Annotated in this window: 17 protein-coding genes, 1 tRNA gene and 1 other RNA gene; 13 read left to right on the forward strand and 6 right to left on the reverse strand. The window is 68.1% G+C overall.

Going from position 1 to position 17,018, the window contains the following annotated elements; all coding sequences use genetic code 11:
• Window positions 1–23: 23 nt before the first annotated feature.
• On the reverse strand, window positions 24–746 hold the full coding sequence (locus GO986_RS16890) for a carbonic anhydrase (RefSeq protein ID WP_198170763.1): 723 nt from the start codon (window positions 744–746) through the stop codon (window positions 24–26).
• 59 nt (window positions 747–805) lie between these two features.
• On the opposite strand from GO986_RS16890, the gene GO986_RS16895 reads away from it, so the two are divergent.
• On the forward strand, window positions 806–1,192 hold the full coding sequence (locus tag GO986_RS16895; RefSeq protein ID WP_157460480.1) for a hypothetical protein: 387 nt from the start codon (window positions 806–808) through the stop codon (window positions 1,190–1,192).
• Window positions 1,193–1,248: 56 nt separating this feature from the next.
• Window positions 1,249–1,440 carry a hypothetical protein gene (locus GO986_RS16900; RefSeq protein WP_157460481.1) on the forward strand — a complete coding sequence of 64 codons (192 nt, stop codon included), beginning with the start codon at window positions 1,249–1,251 and terminating at the stop codon, window positions 1,438–1,440.
• A 355-nt stretch (window positions 1,441–1,795) separates the two neighbouring features.
• On the opposite strand, the gene ffs is transcribed toward GO986_RS16900, so the two are convergent.
• An RNA gene (gene ffs, locus GO986_RS16905) (signal recognition particle sRNA small type) lies at window positions 1,796–1,894 on the reverse strand.
• Window positions 1,895–1,969: 75 nt separating this feature from the next.
• Window positions 1,970–2,053, reverse strand: a tRNA-Leu gene (locus GO986_RS16910).
• A 178-nt stretch (window positions 2,054–2,231) separates the two neighbouring features.
• Here GO986_RS16910 and rpsO point away from each other — a divergent pair.
• On the forward strand, window positions 2,232–2,507 hold the full coding sequence (rpsO, locus tag GO986_RS16915; RefSeq protein ID WP_157460482.1) for a 30S ribosomal protein S15: 276 nt from the start codon (window positions 2,232–2,234) through the stop codon (window positions 2,505–2,507).
• A 55-nt stretch (window positions 2,508–2,562) separates the two neighbouring features.
• Here the strand turns inward: rpsO and GO986_RS16920 are convergent, their stop codons facing one another.
• Entirely contained in the window at window positions 2,563–3,009 is a 447-nt protein-coding gene (locus GO986_RS16920; RefSeq protein WP_157460483.1) for a gamma-glutamylcyclotransferase family protein, read from the reverse strand.
• Window positions 3,010–3,056: 47 nt separating this feature from the next.
• On the opposite strand from GO986_RS16920, the gene GO986_RS16925 reads away from it, so the two are divergent.
• On the forward strand, window positions 3,057–3,497 hold the full coding sequence (locus GO986_RS16925; RefSeq protein ID WP_157460484.1) for an NUDIX hydrolase: 441 nt from the start codon (window positions 3,057–3,059) through the stop codon (window positions 3,495–3,497).
• A 205-nt stretch (window positions 3,498–3,702) separates the two neighbouring features.
• Window positions 3,703–4,266 (forward strand): DUF2268 domain-containing putative Zn-dependent protease, encoded by a 564-nt coding sequence (locus GO986_RS16930; RefSeq protein ID WP_369409440.1) that lies wholly within the window; start codon window positions 3,703–3,705, stop codon window positions 4,264–4,266.
• Window positions 4,267–4,518: 252 nt separating this feature from the next.
• On the opposite strand, the gene GO986_RS16935 is transcribed toward GO986_RS16930, so the two are convergent.
• Window positions 4,519–5,214, reverse strand: coding sequence for an XRE family transcriptional regulator (locus GO986_RS16935; RefSeq protein ID WP_157460485.1), 696 nt, complete (start codon window positions 5,212–5,214; stop codon window positions 4,519–4,521).
• Window positions 5,215–5,303: 89 nt separating this feature from the next.
• On the opposite strand from GO986_RS16935, the gene GO986_RS16940 reads away from it, so the two are divergent.
• From GO986_RS16940 to GO986_RS16965, 6 genes are all read left to right on the forward strand, one after another.
• A complete protein-coding gene (locus tag GO986_RS16940; protein WP_157460486.1) occupies window positions 5,304–5,696 on the forward strand; it encodes a hypothetical protein in 393 nt (130 codons plus the stop codon).
• A 148-nt stretch (window positions 5,697–5,844) separates the two neighbouring features.
• A complete protein-coding gene (locus tag GO986_RS16945) occupies window positions 5,845–6,954 on the forward strand; it encodes a S1C family serine protease (protein WP_369409441.1) in 1,110 nt (369 codons plus the stop codon).
• A gap of 108 nt (window positions 6,955–7,062) precedes the next feature.
• On the forward strand, window positions 7,063–7,533 hold the full coding sequence (locus GO986_RS16950; protein ID WP_157460488.1) for a multidrug DMT transporter: 471 nt from the start codon (window positions 7,063–7,065) through the stop codon (window positions 7,531–7,533).
• A 51-nt stretch (window positions 7,534–7,584) separates the two neighbouring features.
• Window positions 7,585–8,259 carry a hypothetical protein gene (locus GO986_RS16955; RefSeq protein ID WP_157460489.1) on the forward strand — a complete coding sequence of 225 codons (675 nt, stop codon included), beginning with the start codon at window positions 7,585–7,587 and terminating at the stop codon, window positions 8,257–8,259.
• Window positions 8,260–8,284: 25 nt separating this feature from the next.
• Window positions 8,285–10,714, forward strand: coding sequence for a glutamine--tRNA ligase/YqeY domain fusion protein (locus GO986_RS16960; RefSeq protein WP_157460490.1), 2,430 nt, complete (start codon window positions 8,285–8,287; stop codon window positions 10,712–10,714).
• Window positions 10,715–11,006: 292 nt separating this feature from the next.
• Window positions 11,007–12,821, forward strand: coding sequence for a WD40 repeat domain-containing protein (locus GO986_RS16965; RefSeq protein WP_157460491.1), 1,815 nt, complete (start codon window positions 11,007–11,009; stop codon window positions 12,819–12,821).
• A gap of 177 nt (window positions 12,822–12,998) precedes the next feature.
• Here the strand turns inward: GO986_RS16965 and GO986_RS16970 are convergent, their stop codons facing one another.
• On the reverse strand, window positions 12,999–14,423 hold the full coding sequence (locus GO986_RS16970; RefSeq protein WP_157460492.1) for a tetratricopeptide repeat protein: 1,425 nt from the start codon (window positions 14,421–14,423) through the stop codon (window positions 12,999–13,001).
• 97 nt (window positions 14,424–14,520) lie between these two features.
• On the opposite strand from GO986_RS16970, the gene GO986_RS16975 reads away from it, so the two are divergent.
• Together GO986_RS16975 and ftsH are read left to right on the forward strand one after the other, a co-directional pair.
• Complete coding sequence (locus tag GO986_RS16975; protein ID WP_157460493.1) at window positions 14,521–15,015, forward strand: ATP-dependent metallopeptidase FtsH/Yme1/Tma family protein; 495 nt, start codon at window positions 14,521–14,523, stop codon at window positions 15,013–15,015.
• Window positions 15,016–15,127: 112 nt separating this feature from the next.
• On the forward strand, window positions 15,128–16,993 hold the full coding sequence (gene ftsH / locus GO986_RS16980; protein WP_157460494.1) for an ATP-dependent zinc metalloprotease FtsH: 1,866 nt from the start codon (window positions 15,128–15,130) through the stop codon (window positions 16,991–16,993).
• The last annotated feature ends 25 nt before the right edge of the window (window positions 16,994–17,018 follow it).

The following is a 17,018-nucleotide window of genomic DNA, read 5'->3' on the forward strand; positions in this document are numbered from 1 at the left end:
TACCGCAGTCTTGCCCTTCCCTCTTACACCTGCAGGTCTTCTTCCTCGGTCAAGAAGTCCACGGCGCCGCTGCCTATCTCGTAATACGCACCAATCACGCGAATCTGGCCGCTGGCCTCGGCGGCCTGAATGACGGGTTCCTGGCGCAGCAGGTGAACCTGATACCGCACGTTGTTCAGCACCGCCTCGCGCATGCGGGCCTTCTTATCACGGATGGTCGGCATGCCCACCAGCGCCGGCTGAATGCAGCGAATCAGGTTTTGCAGGTGGGCCGGTTCCTGGGCCACGCGCGTCTCGGGCAGCAGGGCCGCCGCCACAGCGCCGCAGGCTTCATGGCCCATCACCACAATCAGGTGCACGTCCAGGTGGCGCACCGCGTATTCCAGGGTGCCCAGCCCCGCCTCGCCCACCACATGCCCGGCCACGCGCACCACGAACAGCTGCCCCAGGCCCTGGTCAAACACCAGTTCCACGGGAACGCGGCTGTCGCTGCACGCCAGTACGGCGGCGTAGGGGGTCTGGCCCATAATCTGCGCGCGGCGCTCGTTGGCGCTCATCTCGGGGCGGGTGGCCTGGCCACTGAAAAAACGGGCGTTGCCGTCTTTGAGGGCCTGAATGGCCGCGTCAGGGGTGGCCACATCCGACTCTTTGAGGTCGGCAATATCGGCCATGCTGGCGCCGCGCCGGATGGCGTCAAGGATCCGGCGTTCCAGGTCGGCGGCTATCTGCGCGGCACTTTCGCTCATGGGCGGCATGGTAGCGCCCCGCCTGCGCGCCAGGCTGCACCGGGTCTATCCTCGGCACCATGAGCCATGACCTGCCCCTAGACCCTACCGCCGAGCCGACCATCAGCGAGCTGCTGGAGCGGTACGCCACCCTGCGCGACACCCTGCTGGGTCTGGAAGCCGAGCGGGAGGCCCTGGGCGCGCAGTTGAAAGCCGCCCTGAATGCCGGCGCGCACGCTGAGACCGACCTGTACCGCGCCGCCCTGAAGGTCACGCGGCGCGTGGAATACCCGCTGGACCGCTTCCGTGAGGTGTTTGGGGACGCCGCCGCGCTGGAAGTGGCCACCATTGACCGCAAGAAGGCCGACGCACTGGCCGGCGCCGGCGACCTGAATGCCGATCAGCTGCGCGACCTGGCCGTGGTCAAGGAAACGCAGGCGCTGGTGCTTCAGCCCAAAACGCGCTGACCTGCCCCTGACCCCGCGCGGACCCTGACGTGACAAGTGGCCGGCACTCTGGGGGCATGAGTCAGAACCCCAATTTCCTGCGGTCTTTTTTGCTCCCGGTTCTGCGTCCCGTTCTGGGAACACACGACCCGGAGGCCCACGCGCCCACCGAACACTTCACCGCTCAGGCCCACGTCTACACCGAGCGCGAGGCCCGGCAGGCCCGGCGCCGCCTGGCCCAGAGCGACCTCGAACGGCTGACACAGTAAGGCGGCGTGTGCGGTCGAGGCGTTTGTGCCAGCGCCTCAATCCGACTAGAGGGAAAGAGGACAGCAGGTGACAGGCGCGGAGTTGGCCAGTTGGGAATGCGCCGATGGGTCAGCACAACAAGGCGGAAGTCGTACGAGACGGCTGCGGTCCGTCACCTCACCACATCGGAACCAAGCCGGTTCACTTCCTAAACCCGGTTCTCTCGACCTCTTGCTCCTGAGATGACCGGCAAAAAGGCGGCACCTGATGGCTGTGTTCGGCCAGAGTGCAGCGGCACACCTCTGCCAGCCCACCACACCAACAATAGGCGGCCACCAAATGTTCTGGTGGCCGCCCGGATAGGGTGAGCAAAAAGCATTGCCGGTGAGCAGCGGCACCCGCGAATCATCCCTTATGGCTGCTGCCTTCCGGCCCTGACCAGGTTCAGGCGTTCACGCTGCGCTGCGCCAGCAATGCGCAGCGAAGATAGCACAGAGAGGAACAAGAAGCGCGCCGGTTCCCAGGGCAGGAAACCGGCGCGTCTTTGTTTGGTGCTCGGGATGGGACTTGAACCCACACAGCTAAGCTACACGCCCCTCAAACGTGCGCGTCTACCAATTCCGCCACCCGAGCAGTCCATGAGAGGCGAAGCCATATTAGGGGGGTCGGCGGCGAGTGTCAAGGCGGGCCGCTTGCGCCCAGGCCTGCGCGTGGTATGCTCACGTTTGCCGCCGCGAGCGGTCAGACCCCGCCCCAGGGCGGTTTTTGTCTGGCTGATGCGTGCGGGACGCCACAACAAGAGAGGTTTTCCATGATTGAGAAGAAGCAGACCATCCAGACCCACGCCAAGCACGGCACCGACACCGGCAGCACCGCCGTGCAGATTGCGCTGCTCACCGAGCGCATCAGCAACCTGGCCGCCCACCTGACGGCCAACAAGAAAGACAAGCACGGCCAACGCGGCCTGCAGCTGATGAACGGTCAGCGCCGCCGCCTGCTGAAGTACCTGGAGCGCACCAGCTACGACGAGTACATCGCCCTGACCGACCAGCTCAAGATTCGCCGCGGCCAGCGCATCGTCCGCTAACACCTGCGCCTCTCGGGCCGCCGTTCCCCCAGCAGGGGGCGGCGGCTTTTTTGGCTTACCGCTCGCCGGCAGCGGGGCGTTCCCGGTGGGGCGCGGCCCGCCAGTCCCCGCCGGCCACCGGGACTGCGCCGGGCTGGGCCAGCCGGTCAGGGCGGGCATAGATATAGACCCAGGCGGCCACCTCTTCCCCACTGTCCAGCTGCAGTGTGGCCACCTCGCGGGTGTACAGAGGCGGCTGCTCGTCCACGCCTTCCAGCTCGTCCAGTTGCGGCAGCGCGGCGGCCCAGGCCTCTGGCCCATAGGTCAGCAGCACGCCACGGACCTGGGCCTCGGCCGGGCCGGGCCGCAGCGCCGGGTAGGCTTCGGGGTGCAGGTGGTACAGCGTGAAGCCGCGCAAGGTGGCGGGCTGGGCCTGGGGGACGCCGGCCGCCGTCAGGTGGGCGTTGCGCTCGCCGGGCATCAGGGTGCCGTACACGAACACGTGGGTCGGCTGAGGCGTCATGGCTGTCACTGTAGCGGCCGGGCAGCCCCTCACCTATCTTCGGGTCTATGTCCCTGCGCCAGTGTGCCGCCGCTCTGCTCGTGAACCCATCGGGTCACCTCCTGCTGGTACAGCAGCAGTACGGGCTTCGGCTGTGGGGCGCGCCCGGCGGCGTGGTGGATGAGGGCGAGACCCCACAGGCCGCAGCGGTGCGCGAGACGCAGGAAGAGGTGGGCCTGACCGTGGAGGTCACGGGCCTGGTCGGCCGCTATCTGTTGCAGGGCGGCGGCTGGCCCGACGTTCTGGCCCACGTTTTTCTGGCGCGGGTGGTGGCGGGCACGCCCCGGCCAGACCCCGCCGAGGTGGCGGCACTGGGCTGGTATCCCCCAGACCAGTTGCCAGGGCCACTGCTGCCCGACCTGGAGGCGGCCTTGCCAGACTGGCAGGCAGGTCAGCTGGGCGCCGAACGCACGGTGCAGCGCCGCCTGACCCTGCCGCCCCTGCACTAATCACGGTGGATGGCACGAGGGCACCACGCATCCCAGCCAGGCCACTCCCCTTGCCGCCCGAACCTGAAGCCCAGAGCATTTCTGAAAGCAGGTGGACTCTTCTGCCCCGCTGTGTGACGCTGGCGGCCAGATGAAAGCCAACGTCTTCCATTTCCTGAATGCGGGCGAACAACTTCCAGAAGTACTGGCGGCATAGGTGGAGGCCGTGGCCCGCGAAGCGTTCACCCGCCACACCGGCCGGTTGGGCCTGGATGGGGTGGACGCCGTCCTCTACGCCAGCCCGTGGACGATTCCGGAAACAGGCATGGTGGGCAATGCCCCAGACGGCTACAGCGTTCATCTCGCCGTGACCCCACAGAGTCCGCAGTTCCTTGACCATTGGCAACGCGAGCTGCCCGCGACGCTCGCTCACGAACTCCATCACGCGAAACGCTGGCGTCACGCAGGCCTCGGAACGTTGCTGGAGGCCCTGGTCTTTGAAGGACTTGCTCAGCATTACGAGGTCGAGGAACGCGGTGAGCCCCCTCTCTATGCCCAGCCCACCACCGACCTGGGCGCCCTGTGGGCACGGGCACGCGAGCAGTTGGACGGCCCGTATGACCATCAGGCCTGGTTCCTAGGGTCCGTGGGTCAGGACCTGCCCCGCTGGGGAGGCTACGCCCTGGGGTTTGAGTTGGTTCGTCAGTTCCTGCAGCGCGAGGGCGGAGACGCGGTCATTCACGCCTCAACACCGGCAGAACAGTTCCGCTCTGCCTGGTCGCTTGATTGACAGAGGGAATGGAGGACGTTCCAGAGCTTTCGCCCACGGTCATCCGGGAATGGGTGCATAGGGGGCAGACGGTAGGCGGCTGGAGAGACGAGAGACGCATCCTGTCCTGCCAGAGACCAGGGCCGACGTCCTGGCTTTGGCAGGCGTTATGGACTGAACTCGGACACCCATTCTGCTGCGCTTCGCCCGTCCGTTGGCCCCGGCACCTTTGAGGCTCAATGCTCTCGGCAGGGCTGGGTTTTCTGCTCTGCGCTAGACCCGCTGGCCGCGCGGCTGGTGAAAATACACCCGGCCCACCACCGTCGCTTCCTCGGGCCGCACCGGGGGATGGTCGGGGTTGTCACTGCTGAGCCACAGATGCGCGCTGTAGCGGCGCAGCCGCTTGACGGTCAGGCCCAGCCCCGGCACATGCAGGACGTAGATGCGGCCCTCGCGCAAATCCAGGTCGCTGGGGTCCACATACACGCGGTCCCCAGGCCGGATACCGCCGGCCTCGGTGGTCATGGAATCGCCCTGGACCTCCAGCACCAGCATGCCGGGGCGGTGGTCGCGCAGCGGCACGAGTTCGTAGTCAATCACGCGGCCCTCGGTCTCGCTGGTGGGCAGCCCAGCGGTGGCCAGGGCGCGCACCGGCACCCGCACCAGTTCCAGTGTGCCCAGCACGTCCTCGCTGGGGTGAGAGGCCAGGGGCCGCAGGCCTGTGCGGGCCATCCATTCACTGAGGGACAGGCCCAGGGCGCGCCGCAGGGCGTCCTGACGTGCCGGGGTCAGGGCACCCAGATCACGCTCGCCGCGCTCCAGGCGGCTGAGGTACGGCTGTGCCACCTGGCCTTCCTCGCCGCCGTGTTCGGCGGTCAGGGCGCTCAGCTGGGCCTGGCCCACCCCCCGGCGCAGCCGTTGCTGCCGCAGCCACTGGGCGAGGTCGGAGGAAGGCAGCTCAGACGACATGAATGCAGTGTAAACGGCAGAGCAGAAGGCGATTGCATACCTCTGCATTGCAATATGTCTGTAGACATATTATGCTGAGAGCAGACCGCATGAGCCTGTTTTCGTGCGGCGCCGCGTCCTTTTTCCTGCTGGAGGCTGTCATGCCCGACCCGTCATCCCTGCCGCCCACGCTGCCGACCCTCGCCCCTCTGCTGCTGCTGGCATTTGCCGCAGGCAGCTTTACCCAGCTGACCCGGCTGCTGGCCCGTCCTGGCCGGCTGCGTCTGCGCCCCACCGCTGCCCAGGCCCTGGCCGCCGGAGTGGCCGCCTTGACGGTGGTGGCCCTGCTCAGCCTGGCCTTTCCGGCCCCAGCCCCCGCCGCGCTGCTGGCGGCGGCCTGCGTGACCGGCTGGAGTGGCCCGGCCATCCTGGGCCGCCTCAGCGCCCTGACCGAGCGTCAGCTGGGCCTGCGGTTGCCCCCTGAGCAGGACAACCAGGGCTAAGGCGGCTGGCCCTCTGCGCCCCCAGCCAGAGGCCAGATTCACACCGCATTCACATGGGAAGTTTGGCCACAACAGCCCCCGGAGCAGCCGGGCAGAATAGCGCATGAACCTAAGGTCAGTTCGGGGCGGCCTCGTCCGTCCTTTCCTTGTGACGCTCCTGTCCGCCTTTCTGACGGTGGGCATAGCCCAGCAGGCGGCCCCCACCGCCGCGCCCGCCCCTCAGAGTGGCCAGAACCCACGGATGCAGGGCGCCAAGCCGCTGAGCGCGCAGGAGCAGGCCACGCTGCAGGCCCTGGTCAGCAAGGTGCGGCCCGCCACCGTGCGTGTGGAACAGTGTGCCAATACCAGTTGCACGAGCCGCGACGGTGTGGGCAGCGGCGTACTGATCTCGGCCGACGGCCTGGTGCTGACGGCCTACCACGTCATTCAGGGCGCCACCATCCTGAGTGTGCAGACCGAGAACCGCACCCGCTACACGGCGCAGGTCGTGGGTTACAACGACCAGGATGACCTCGCCCTGCTGCGGGTGAAGGTGCCGGCCGGCACGCCCTTCCTGCCGCTGGCCGCCGCACGCCCGGTTATTGGGGACATCGCCCTGGCGATTGGCAACGGCAACGGCGCCTTCCTGAAGACCAAGGTGGGCCGCCTGACTGGCCTGGACGCCGACGCTGGTCGCGCCGACTTTCCGCCCGGCACCCTGGAACTGGATACCCCCCTGATTCCTGGGGACAGCGGCGGCCCAGTCGTGAACGCCCGGGGCGAGCTGACCGGCATCGTGAGTTACATCAGCCTGAACCCGCAGTCCAAGCAGCCGCAGTCCTACGCCGTGCCAGTGACGGCCACAGACCCCCGGCTGACCCAACTGAAAGCCGGCGCCAAGTTGGACGCCCCGATTATCGGCATTACCCTGGCTGGCCCTTTCGCTGAGCTGAGTTTCCTGCCCGAGCGCTACTTTGCAGAGCTCACTAAACTGCTGAAACTGGGCGACACGCCAGGGGCCTTTTTTAGCAGCGTGTCCAAGAACAGCCCAGCAGAGAAAGCAGGCCTAAGGCCACTGGTCCTGAATGGCAACGACGAGCGGGTCTCGGGCGACATCGTGACGGCGGTGAACGGCAAGCGCATCGTCAACTTCGGGGAGTTCCAGTACGCGGTGCGCGCGTACAAACCCGGCGACACCATCACCCTGAGCGTGCTGCGCGACGGCAAGCCGCTGGAGGTCAAGCTGACCCTGGTGGGCCGCAGCACCGTCTCCAACTGACGGCCAAGTAAGGGCCGGAGGCGCCTTGCCTTCGGCTCTTTTGCATAGCCATCTTCATACTCTCGTAACAGGTCTTGACAATTCTGCCCGCAGCAGAATAATGCAGCTATGGACACCCTGAAAAAAGCCGGAGCCATGCTGGCCCACCTGGAGCTGTTTCACCGCATGCTGGACCTGCGCGGCCTGCTGCAACTGGCGGCCCACATGGAGGAGCGCGGTGACCGCGTGACCCTGATCAGCCCCGGCAGCATCACGCTGATTGGGGCCGAGATGCACAGCGACGCGCAGGTGACGACCACCAAGGGCGCCACCATTGAGGCCGCCACGGCCTACCGCGTGTTGCAGGGCCTCAAAGGGCACGACGCGCCCGAGTACGCCGTGACCCGCGAGGAACTGGGCGCCCTCAACGCCCGCGCCGTGACCGAGCTGGGGGACAGTGACGCCCTGCGCGCCTTCGAGACCACACTGACCCGCATCTCGGCGGCGCCGACCACCCCCACCGAACCCAGCGCCGAGCGCCCGGCCCGCGGCCGGCGCGCCGCCGAGGGCGAAGCGGCCCCCGAACAACCCGCCGCCTAAAGCCCGCCTTTCATCAGCCGCGCTTCACCCTGGCCCGCTAGGCTGACCGGGATGAAGCGCGGCGTTCTGGTGTCTTTGCTGCTGTGGTCAGGGCTGCCGTGGTCGGGGGCCGGGGCCAGCCCGGCAGGCGACCTGCTCCGTCAGGGGGAGTATGCCCGTGCCTACAGTGCGGCGCAGGCGAGCGGCGACTCTCTGACCGCCAGCCGCGCCGCAGCGGCGGTGGCCGAGTACCGCCGGGGAGGCCGCGACTGGGTGGACCGGGCCGTGGCCAGTGCGCAGGCAGCCGCCGCCGCCAGCCCTTCTAACCCCGACGCCCAGCTGGCGCTGGGCAGCGCCCTGGGCCTGCAAGCCCGCGCCGGAGGCTACACGCTGGGTGCCCTCCGCACCGCGCACGGCGCCCGCGCCGCACTGGAACAGGCCCTGACGCTGGCCCCGGCCCGCGCCGACGTGAAAGTGGTGCTGGCCGAGTGGCACGCGGGAGCCTGGGCCAAAGCGGGGATCTTTAGCGGCGGCAACGCCGGGCAGGCGCGCACCCTGGCCCTGGCCGCCGCGCAGGCCGCCCCCGAGAATGTCTTTGTGCAGACGCACGCAGGCCTCAGCCTGGCGCTGCTGCGCGACCCCCAGGCCGGGCGGATTCTGGCCCAGGCGGCGGCCCTGGCCCCCACCGACGCGCTGGACCGCGACGTGCAGGCGCTGGCTCAGCAGACGCTGGCCACGTTGAAATAGGCCCCCGCCCGCTATCCTGGGACCTATGACGGCCCCCGAGTCCCCCACCCCTGCCCCGGACACGCCGCGCGTGGCCCCCAACTTCATCACCGAGATCATTGAACGTGACCTGGAAGCCGGCACCTACCCGCAGATCGTGACGCGCTTTCCGCCGGAACCCAGCGGCTACGCGCACCTGGGGCATATCTTCGCCTCGTTTCTGGATTTTCAGACGGCGGCGCAGTACGGCGGGCGCTACCACCTGCGCATGGACGACACCAACCCGGAACTGGCGGCCCAGGAATATGTGGATGCCATTGCCGAGGACCTGAAATGGCTGGGCTGGGACTGGGGCGAGCATTTTTACTACGCCAGCGACTATTTCGAGAAGTATTACGGGTACGCCGAGCAGCTGGTAACCCAGGGCGACGCCTACGTGGATTCGGTCAGCGGCAAGGAGATGGCGCGCCTGCGCGGCGACCCCAGGACGCCCGGCACGCCCAGCCCGTACCGTAGCCGCACCCCCGAGGAAAACCTCGACCTGCTGCGCCGTATGCGCGCCGGCGAGTTTGCCGACGGCGAGCACGTGCTGCGCGCCAAGATTGATCTGAGCAGCCCCAACATGAAGCTGCGCGACCCGGTGCTGTACCGCATTCTGCGCGGCACCCATTACCGCGCGGGCGACGCCTGGTGCATCTATCCCATGTACGACTTTCAGCACCCGCTGCAAGACGCCCTCGAAGGTGTCACGCACTCGCTGTGCAGCCTGGAATTCGTGGACAACCGCGCTATTTATGACTGGCTGATGGAGCGCCTGGGCTTCGCGCCGCGCCCCCACCAGTACGAGTTTGGGCGCCGGGGCCTGGAATACACCATCACCAGCAAGCGCAAGCTGCGCGAGTTGGTCAAAGAGCGCGCCGTGTCCGGCTGGGACGACCCACGCATGCCGACCCTGCGCGCGCAGCGCCGGCTGGGCGTGACGCCGGAGGCCGTGCGCGCCTTTGCCGCCCACATTGGCGTGAGCCGCACCAACCGCACCGTGGACATCAGCGTGTATGAAAATGCCGTGCGCGACGACCTGAACCACCGCGCCCCGCGCGTCATGGCGGTGCTGGACCCGGTGCGCGTGACCCTGGAGAACGTGGAGGCCGAGCAGACCCTGAGCCTCCCTTACTGGCCCTTTGACGTGGTGCGTGACAGCCCTGACGGCCTGGTGGGGCGGCCAGGCGGCGCGCGCGTAACCCCCGAGGAGGCCGCGCGCCCAGTGCCCCTGACCCGGACGCTGTACATCGAGCGCGAGGACTTCAGCCCCGAGCCGCCCAAAGGCTACAAGCGCCTGACCCCCGGCGGCACGGTGCGTCTGCGCGGCGCCGGGATCATCCGCGCCGAGCGCTTCGAGACCGGTGAGCAGGGGCAGGTCACGCACATTGTCGCCACCTTGCTGGGGGACGACGCCAAGGCCAGCGGCGTGATTCATTGGGTGAGCGCCGAACGCGCCCTGCCGGCCGAATTCCGGCTGTATGACCGCCTGTTTCGCGTGCCCAACCCCGAAGCGGCCAACCCCGAGGACGCGGGCGCCGAGCCGCAGGCCCCTCACTTTGACCCGGAGGAAATCGGGCACGAGGACGAGAGCCGACCTATGAACACCGAGTTCATGCGGTACCTGAATCCCCACAGCCTGCGGGTCACGCGCGGCTTTGTGGAACCTAGCGTGGCAGACGATCCCGGTGACACCCGCTACCAGTTCGAGCGCCAGGGGTATTTCTGGCGCGACCCGGTGGACAGCCGACCTGACGCCCTGGTGTTTGGCCGCATCATCACCCTGAAAGACACCTGGGGGCAGAAAGCGGAAAAGGTTGACGGCGCCAAAGGGCCGAAAGGCGAGAAAAAGCCGGCCAAGGCAGACCCGGCCAAGCCGGCTCCGGTTGCCACCGCCCACGCTCCACTTCTGCCCGAACAGGAGGCCGAGGTGGCCCGCCTGACGGCACTGGGCGCCGCTGAGGCCGACGCGCGCACCGTGGTCCGGGATGAAGCGCTGCAGGCCTTTGTGTCGGGGGCCGTGCCGGACGCGACCCTGGCGCAGGTGGTGTCGTGGACGGTCAACGACCTGGCACCGGGCCTGCGCGCTGGCAACGTGCAGGTGACAGCCGCCGACCTCTCGCCGCTGGCGGCGCGGCTGGCCTCGGGTGGGGTCACGACCCGCGTGGCGCGCGACGCCCTGGCCCGCGCCGCCGCGTCCGGCGAGGCGCCGCTGGGCATTATCGAGCGCGAGGGGCTGGCTGGCGGCCTGTCTGACGACGACCTGAACGCCATCATTGCGGGGGTGTTGGCGCAGAACGCCGAGAAGGTGGCGGCCTACCGCGCCGGCAAGACCGCGCTGCTGGGCTTCTTTACCGGCCAGGTGATGCGCGCAGCGGGCGGCCGGGCCGATCCGGGGCAGGTGGCGGCGGCTCTGAATCAGGCGCTGGCGGGCTAAACCGGGCTGACCGCAGTACTCAGCGCTCTTCAGGGGCAAGGCCCTGGGCAGTGCTGGGGAGACCTTACGAAGTGGGTCGAGAGCCGCGCCTGTAAGAGATGGCCCCGCCCTCTCTCCTTCAAGCCCGTAGAAGACTGTCGGCGGAGAACAGCCTCACGCAAGAAGGCACAGCGCAGAGTCTGGGCATGACCGAGAGAATCCGTAACCTTCCTGGGTCTTCCGGTCGGGCCAGCGGCTCCGCCAGCCCTCAACCCGGCCCCCTCCCAGGGGCAACTTGAGTACAGTGACAGCCATGAATCCGCCTGTTCTGCTGCGCACCGCCCTGCTGGGCGTCACCCTGGCCCTGTCCGGCGCGGCCAGCGCCCTGACTCTGGCGGACCCCAAGGTGTACACGGTGCCGGGGGCCGACACCAGCGTCGCCGCCTTTCTGCCGGGCGGCCAGGTCGTCGTCAACGCCGACAACGGCGTGCTGGTGCTGGACGCCGCCCTGAAAACGGTGCGCAGCTGGTACAGCCTGCGCGGTGACGTGCTGGGCCTGAGCGCCAGCCCCGACGGCAAGCGGGTGGCGGCCCTGTCGCGTGACCGCTGGGTGGTGTGGGACGTGGCTTCTGGCCGCGAACTGCGCAGCGGCACCCCCGCCCTGGACGCCCGCGTGGCCTTCGACGCACGCGGCGACCTGCTGCTGCTGGAACGCGGCACCCTGGTGCGCGTGGCGGTGGCGACCGGGCAGCGCACGCCCCTGCTGGGGGGCGGCGACCTGGGCGACGTGGCGGTCAGCCCCGACGGTCAGCGGCTGGTGACCCTCACTGACACCGAGGTCTCGCTGCTGAAGCTGGACGGCGGCACAGCGCTGACCAGTGGGGCCGTGCTGGCCACCAGCGAGGTGGACGAGGACTGGAGCGAACTGGCCGCCACCTTTGCGCCGGACGGCAAGGCGGCCGTCGTGCGCCTGGGCGAGCAGACCCTGATTCTGCGGGAGGGCCAGACCGGGGCCACCGAGGTTGAAGGCGGGGAAGACCTGAGCCTCAGCGGCAGCGTGGTCTTCCTGAACCCCACGCAGTTTGTCTATGCCGAGTACGGCGAGGGCCAGTTGTACGACGTGCAGACCGGCGAGGCAGTAGGCGAGGCCCTGGAATTCGATGCCTACGAACCTCTGCTGGGCGGGCCGGACGGCGCCGTGCTGGCCCTGGGCCGCTCGGTGGGCCGCCTGAGCACCGCCGACCTGAGCGCCCCGCCGCGCCCGCGCGTCACGCTGCCGTCCAGCAACACCTGGACCGGCGCGTTTGTGGGGGGCGTGCCGCACGCGGGAGTGGGCGAGTTTCTCAACCTGAAGACCGGCGTGGCCCTGAACGCCGGCAACCGGGACAACCTGCTGGCCGCCGAGGCCCACAGCGAGAGCCTGTGGACCCTGAGCGGCCTGACCGTCAACGTGTACCGCGCGGGCAAAGTCACGCGCGTGGCCACCCTGGACGAGGACGCCGAATACGAAACGCTGCACACCTCGCCTGACGGCACGCTGGCCGCCGTCAGCGGCTACGGCGGCGCCGCGCTGCTGGACAGCCGCAGCGGCAAGGTGGTGGGCACCGTGACGGCGGCCAAGCTGAAGGTTGAGGACATTCACGACGCCCTGCCCACCCTGGATGGCCGGAGCCTCCTCTTGATCCCACATGAGGGCGATCTGCTGCGCTACGAGCTGGCCAGCGGCCGCAAGACGGTGGCCTTCAAGCTGCCGGCCGGGGCCGAAGCCTACGAGTTCCAGCAGAGCCGGGGCGGCACGCTGGCCGTCGCCTACGGCAGCGAGAACGATGACCGCATTGCGCTGATCAAGCCGGGCGCGGCCACCGCGTTCAAGACTCTGGTGTTTAGTCAGGCGGTGCGCGCCCTGCGCTTTAGCCCCGACGGCAAGCAACTGGCGGTGCTGACCGGCGACAACCAGAATGCCCTTCAGGTGTACGACACCGCCAGCGGCGCCCTGCTGACGCGCACCGGGGCCTTTAGCCTGCGGACCTCGCTGCTGGCCTGGGCCGCAGACGGCTCGCAGCTGCTGGTGGGGGCCGGCCTGCTGGGCCAGCCGGGCAGCGCCACGGTTTATACGGTCAAGAAATAAAGGGGGGTGGGAGGTTGGGGGCTCGCTCCTCTAACCTCTACCCCACTCTCATAAGGATTCCGTCTGTTTCGTTGACACCTTCGGAGAGCGCCGGCCTACACATCCACGCCCGCACCCGTTGTGCCCCTTCTTTCTCCAGCCGAATCGTTGAGAAAAACGATTCAATCGGAGTTCCTCTCAGTTCAGTGTTCGGCCGCCCTGCGCGCCCTGCTGGGCCAGCAGGTCCCCGGCGCGCCGCAGATGCTCTTGCAAGGTGACGTGCCAGTCGTCGCTTTCAGGGGTGTGGCTCAGGGCCTGCTGGGCGTAGGCGTAGGCGGCAGCTGGGTTGGGAAAGCCCTGCTGGGCCAGCACGTCGGCGGCCATCTGGTGGGCGGTGATCCAGTCGCGGCTGCCGGGCGCCGCCTCGCGGATCACGCGCTCGTAGTGCTCCAGGGCGTCATCCAGCTGAAAGTAATCCAGGGCCACGCTGCCCAGCACCAGACTGGCCGGAATCACGGCCCCCTGGGCCAGCGCCTGCTCGGCGCCGAGCTGCGCTTCGGGCAGGCGGCCCAGGCGGTAATCGCATTCGGCCACGTCGGCCAGGACCTCGGGCAGGTAGGGGTATTCGGGGTCGGCCAGCGCCGCTTCCAGCTTCTCGCGGGCCTCAACCGGGCGGTCGAGGTCCAGCAGCGCCACGCCCAGCTCGTGGTTGGCAAAGGGGCGGTCGGCGTCGGTGGACAGGTTCAGGGCCGTCTCGAAGGCCTCCAGGGCCTGCTCGGTGCGGCCCAGATGGGTCAGCACCTGGCCGCGCACCAGCGCCACCCCGTAGCTGGGGTCGCCGTGCTGGCCTTCCAGGCGGGCCGCTTCCCGAATCATGTCGTGGGCCTGCTCGGGCTGGCCCAGATTCAGCAGCGCCTGGGCGCGCAGGTAGTGCCAGGTGGCCAGGTTCAGGCCCTGCTCCTCGGCCTCGTCGGGGCTGGGGCGCGCGGCGTACAGGGGCCGGGCCTGGTCGAGCGCGGCCTTGGCGGCATCAGGCTGGCCCAGTTGCAGGTGCAGCGCCGCCTGTTCCTGCAACATGACGGCGCGGTTCACCCCGCTGGCCAGGTGCGCCGCCTCGGCGTACAGGGCGGCGGCCTCGGCACTTTGCCCCAGGCTCTCGTGGGCGTCGGCCTCCCAGGACCGCAGACGCCAGCGCAGGTGTTCCGGCAGGTCGCGGCTGGTCAGCTCGATGTCCAGGGCTTCTTGCGGCTTTTCACCCAGCGCCAGGGCACACAGGGCGTGAAAGCGGGCCAGAGGATCGGCGGCCCCACGCACACTCTGGGCCGGGGCGGTGGCCTCCGGGCCGCGCGTGCGGGCGTCCAGTTCGGCGCTCAGGGCCAGGAGCAGGGCGTCGTCCCGCAGGGCCGGGTCCAAGGTGCGCGCCGCGCGCAGCGCCGCTTCCAGTTCTGTGGTGGCCGCGTCGCCGTACAGGGCGTGCAGGTGGCCCAGGTAGAGGGCCAGCCGGGCCTGCGCTGGTTTACGGGCTTCATTCATGGCGGCGTCCAGAATCCCGAATGCGGCGTCGTAGTCGCCTCCGGCGAGCGCCGCGCACACTTGCTGCCAGGTGGTCGCCACATCAATCATTTCCCCGCAGGATACTGCGCCGTTGCCAGCAGAGGCGCGTGCCCGGCTCATCCTTTCGCCGCTTGCCTGAGACGGCCACAGGCGGTCTTATGGCGAGGTGACCCCTCCCAGACCTTCCCTGTGGCCCGTTGCCGGCGGGGTGCTGGCCCTGCTGTGTTTTGCCGCGCTGGGCCTCCTGGGCTGGCAGTGGCTGGCCGGAGGCCGGGCCGCGCCTGTGCCCTACGCCGAGTTTCAGCGCCTGCTGGCCGCCGGACAAATTGAGCGCGTGGTGGTGCGCGAAACGGGCGCCGCCGTGACCCTGACAGCGCCCGCCGAGGTGCAGGTCAATACCGTTCAGGGGGTGCAGCCCCGTGAGCTGCGCGACTTCAGCGTGCAGCTACCCAGCAGTCTCGCCCTCCCCGGCAGCCGCCTGATGAACGACCTGAACGAGCAGGGCGTGCAATGGCGCTTCGAGCCGTCTGGCCCGTGGCCCGGCCTCCTGCTGAATGGCCTGCCTCCGCTGCTGTTTCTGGCGCTGTTCGTGGCGCTGCCGCTGACCCTGCTGATCCTGTTGGCCTGGCGCGCCCGGCGGCCCAAAGTTGTCAAACCCTAAAGAGCAGGTGTAAGGCGGACCCTACTCACGCACCTTGAGTCTGGTACACTCAAGTTCAGCGGGGCGAAGCGCGCCCCACCCCTCTTTTCTTCTCCCTTCTGGAGGACTGTTCTTGAAACGGCTCAATCCCTGGCTGATCGTCCTGTTCGTCCTGGCCCTGTTCCTGATGTTCTCGCAGGCCCCCATGAGCGGACGCTCCAGCGTGAACTACAACGAATTCAAGTCTCTGCTGGAACGCGATCAGGTCGAGCGCGTGGTGGTGCGTGAAAACAACGCCGCCGTGACCCTGAAAGCGCCCACTGACGTGCAGGTGAACACCGCCCAGGGGTTGCAGCCCCGCGAGCTGCGTGACTTTTCCGTGCGGCTGCCCAGCAGCCTGGCCACGCCCGACGGCGGCCTGATTAACGAACTGGAAGACCGGGGCGTGCAGCTGCGCTTCGAGCAGCCCAGCCAGTGGCTCGGCATCCTGCTGAACTTCCTGCCCATCATCCTGCTGTTCGCCATGATGTACTTCTTCTTTATGCGCGCTCAGGGCGGCCAGAACGGCGTCATGCAGTTTGGCCAGTCGCGCGCCAAGAAGTACGGCAAGGAAAACCGCGTGCCCACCAAGTTCACGGATGTGGCGGGCCACGAGGAAGCCAAGCGCGAACTGGTAGAAGTCGTGGATTTCCTGAAAAACCCCGGCAAGTACCACCAGATTGGCGCCGAGATTCCCAAGGGTGTGCTGCTGGTGGGTCCTCCCGGCACCGGTAAAACGCTGCTGGCCCGAGCTATTGCCGGCGAAGCCGACGTGCCGTTCTTCAGCGTCAGCGCCTCTGAGTTCATGGAAATGTTCGTGGGCGTGGGGGCCAGCCGCGTGCGCACGCTGTTTGAGGACGCCCGCAAGAGCGCCCCGGCCATCATGTTCATTGACGAAATTGACTCGATTGGCCGCAAGCGCGGCGCCGGCATTGGCGGCGGCCACGACGAGCGCGAGCAGACCCTGAACCAGATTCTCTCGGAGATGGACGGCTTTGATAAGGCCAGCAGCGTGATTGTGCTGGGCGCGACCAACCGCCCCGACGTACTGGACCCCGCCCTGCTGCGTCCCGGCCGCTTTGACCGTCAGGTGACGATCGACCTGCCCAACCTGAAAGAGCGCGAGGCGATTCTCAAAGTTCACCTGCGCAACAAGCCGATGGCGCAGGGCGTGGATGTCAACGAGATTGCCAAGAGCACACCGTATTTCTCGGGTGCCGACCTGAAGAACGTGACCAACGAGGCCGCGCTGGAGGCCGCCCGCCTGAGCAAGACCCAGATTGACATGAGCGACTTTTACCGGGCGCTGGACAAAATTACCCTGGGCCTGGAAAACGGCAGCCTGACGGTGAGCGAGCAGGAGAAGAAGGCCATCGCTTACCACGAGGCCGGGCACGCCGTCACGGCCGCTGTGATTCCGGGCAGCGACAAGCTGCAAAAGGTCAGCATTATTCCGCGTGGCCGCGCGCTGGGGGCTGCTTTCTACCTGCCTGAAGAGCAGGTGCTGATGAGCAAGGAGCGCCTGGAAAACCAGCTGATTGTCGCGCTGGGGGGCCGCGCCGCCGAAGAAGTCTTTATGGGCAGCGTGACCAGTGGCGCCGCCGACGACTTCCGCAAGGCCACCAACATTGCCCGCAAGATGGTGCTGGAGTGGGGCATGGGCGACAACTTCAAGAACATGGCGCTGACCACCGACAGCGGCCCCGTGTTCCTGGGCGAGGACATGGCCAAGCCCAAGGCGTTCAGTGAGCACACCAGTCAGCTGGTGGACGAGGACGTAAAGCGCATCCTTAACCGCGCCTACGAGCGCGCGCGCGAGCTGGTTACCCAGTACCGCCAGGCGATGAATGAGGTCGCCGAGGCCCTGCTGAGTCAGGAACTGATTACCGGCGATGTGGTGCGCGAGGCCGTGGCCCGCGTGAGCGGCGAGCAGCAGGCCATGCCACAGACGACGGCGTAACGCCCCTCCAGCCTTCTCCTCCACC

This window comes from Deinococcus arboris (assembly GCF_009755355.1).
Classification (GTDB): domain Bacteria; phylum Deinococcota; class Deinococci; order Deinococcales; family Deinococcaceae; genus Deinococcus; species Deinococcus betulae.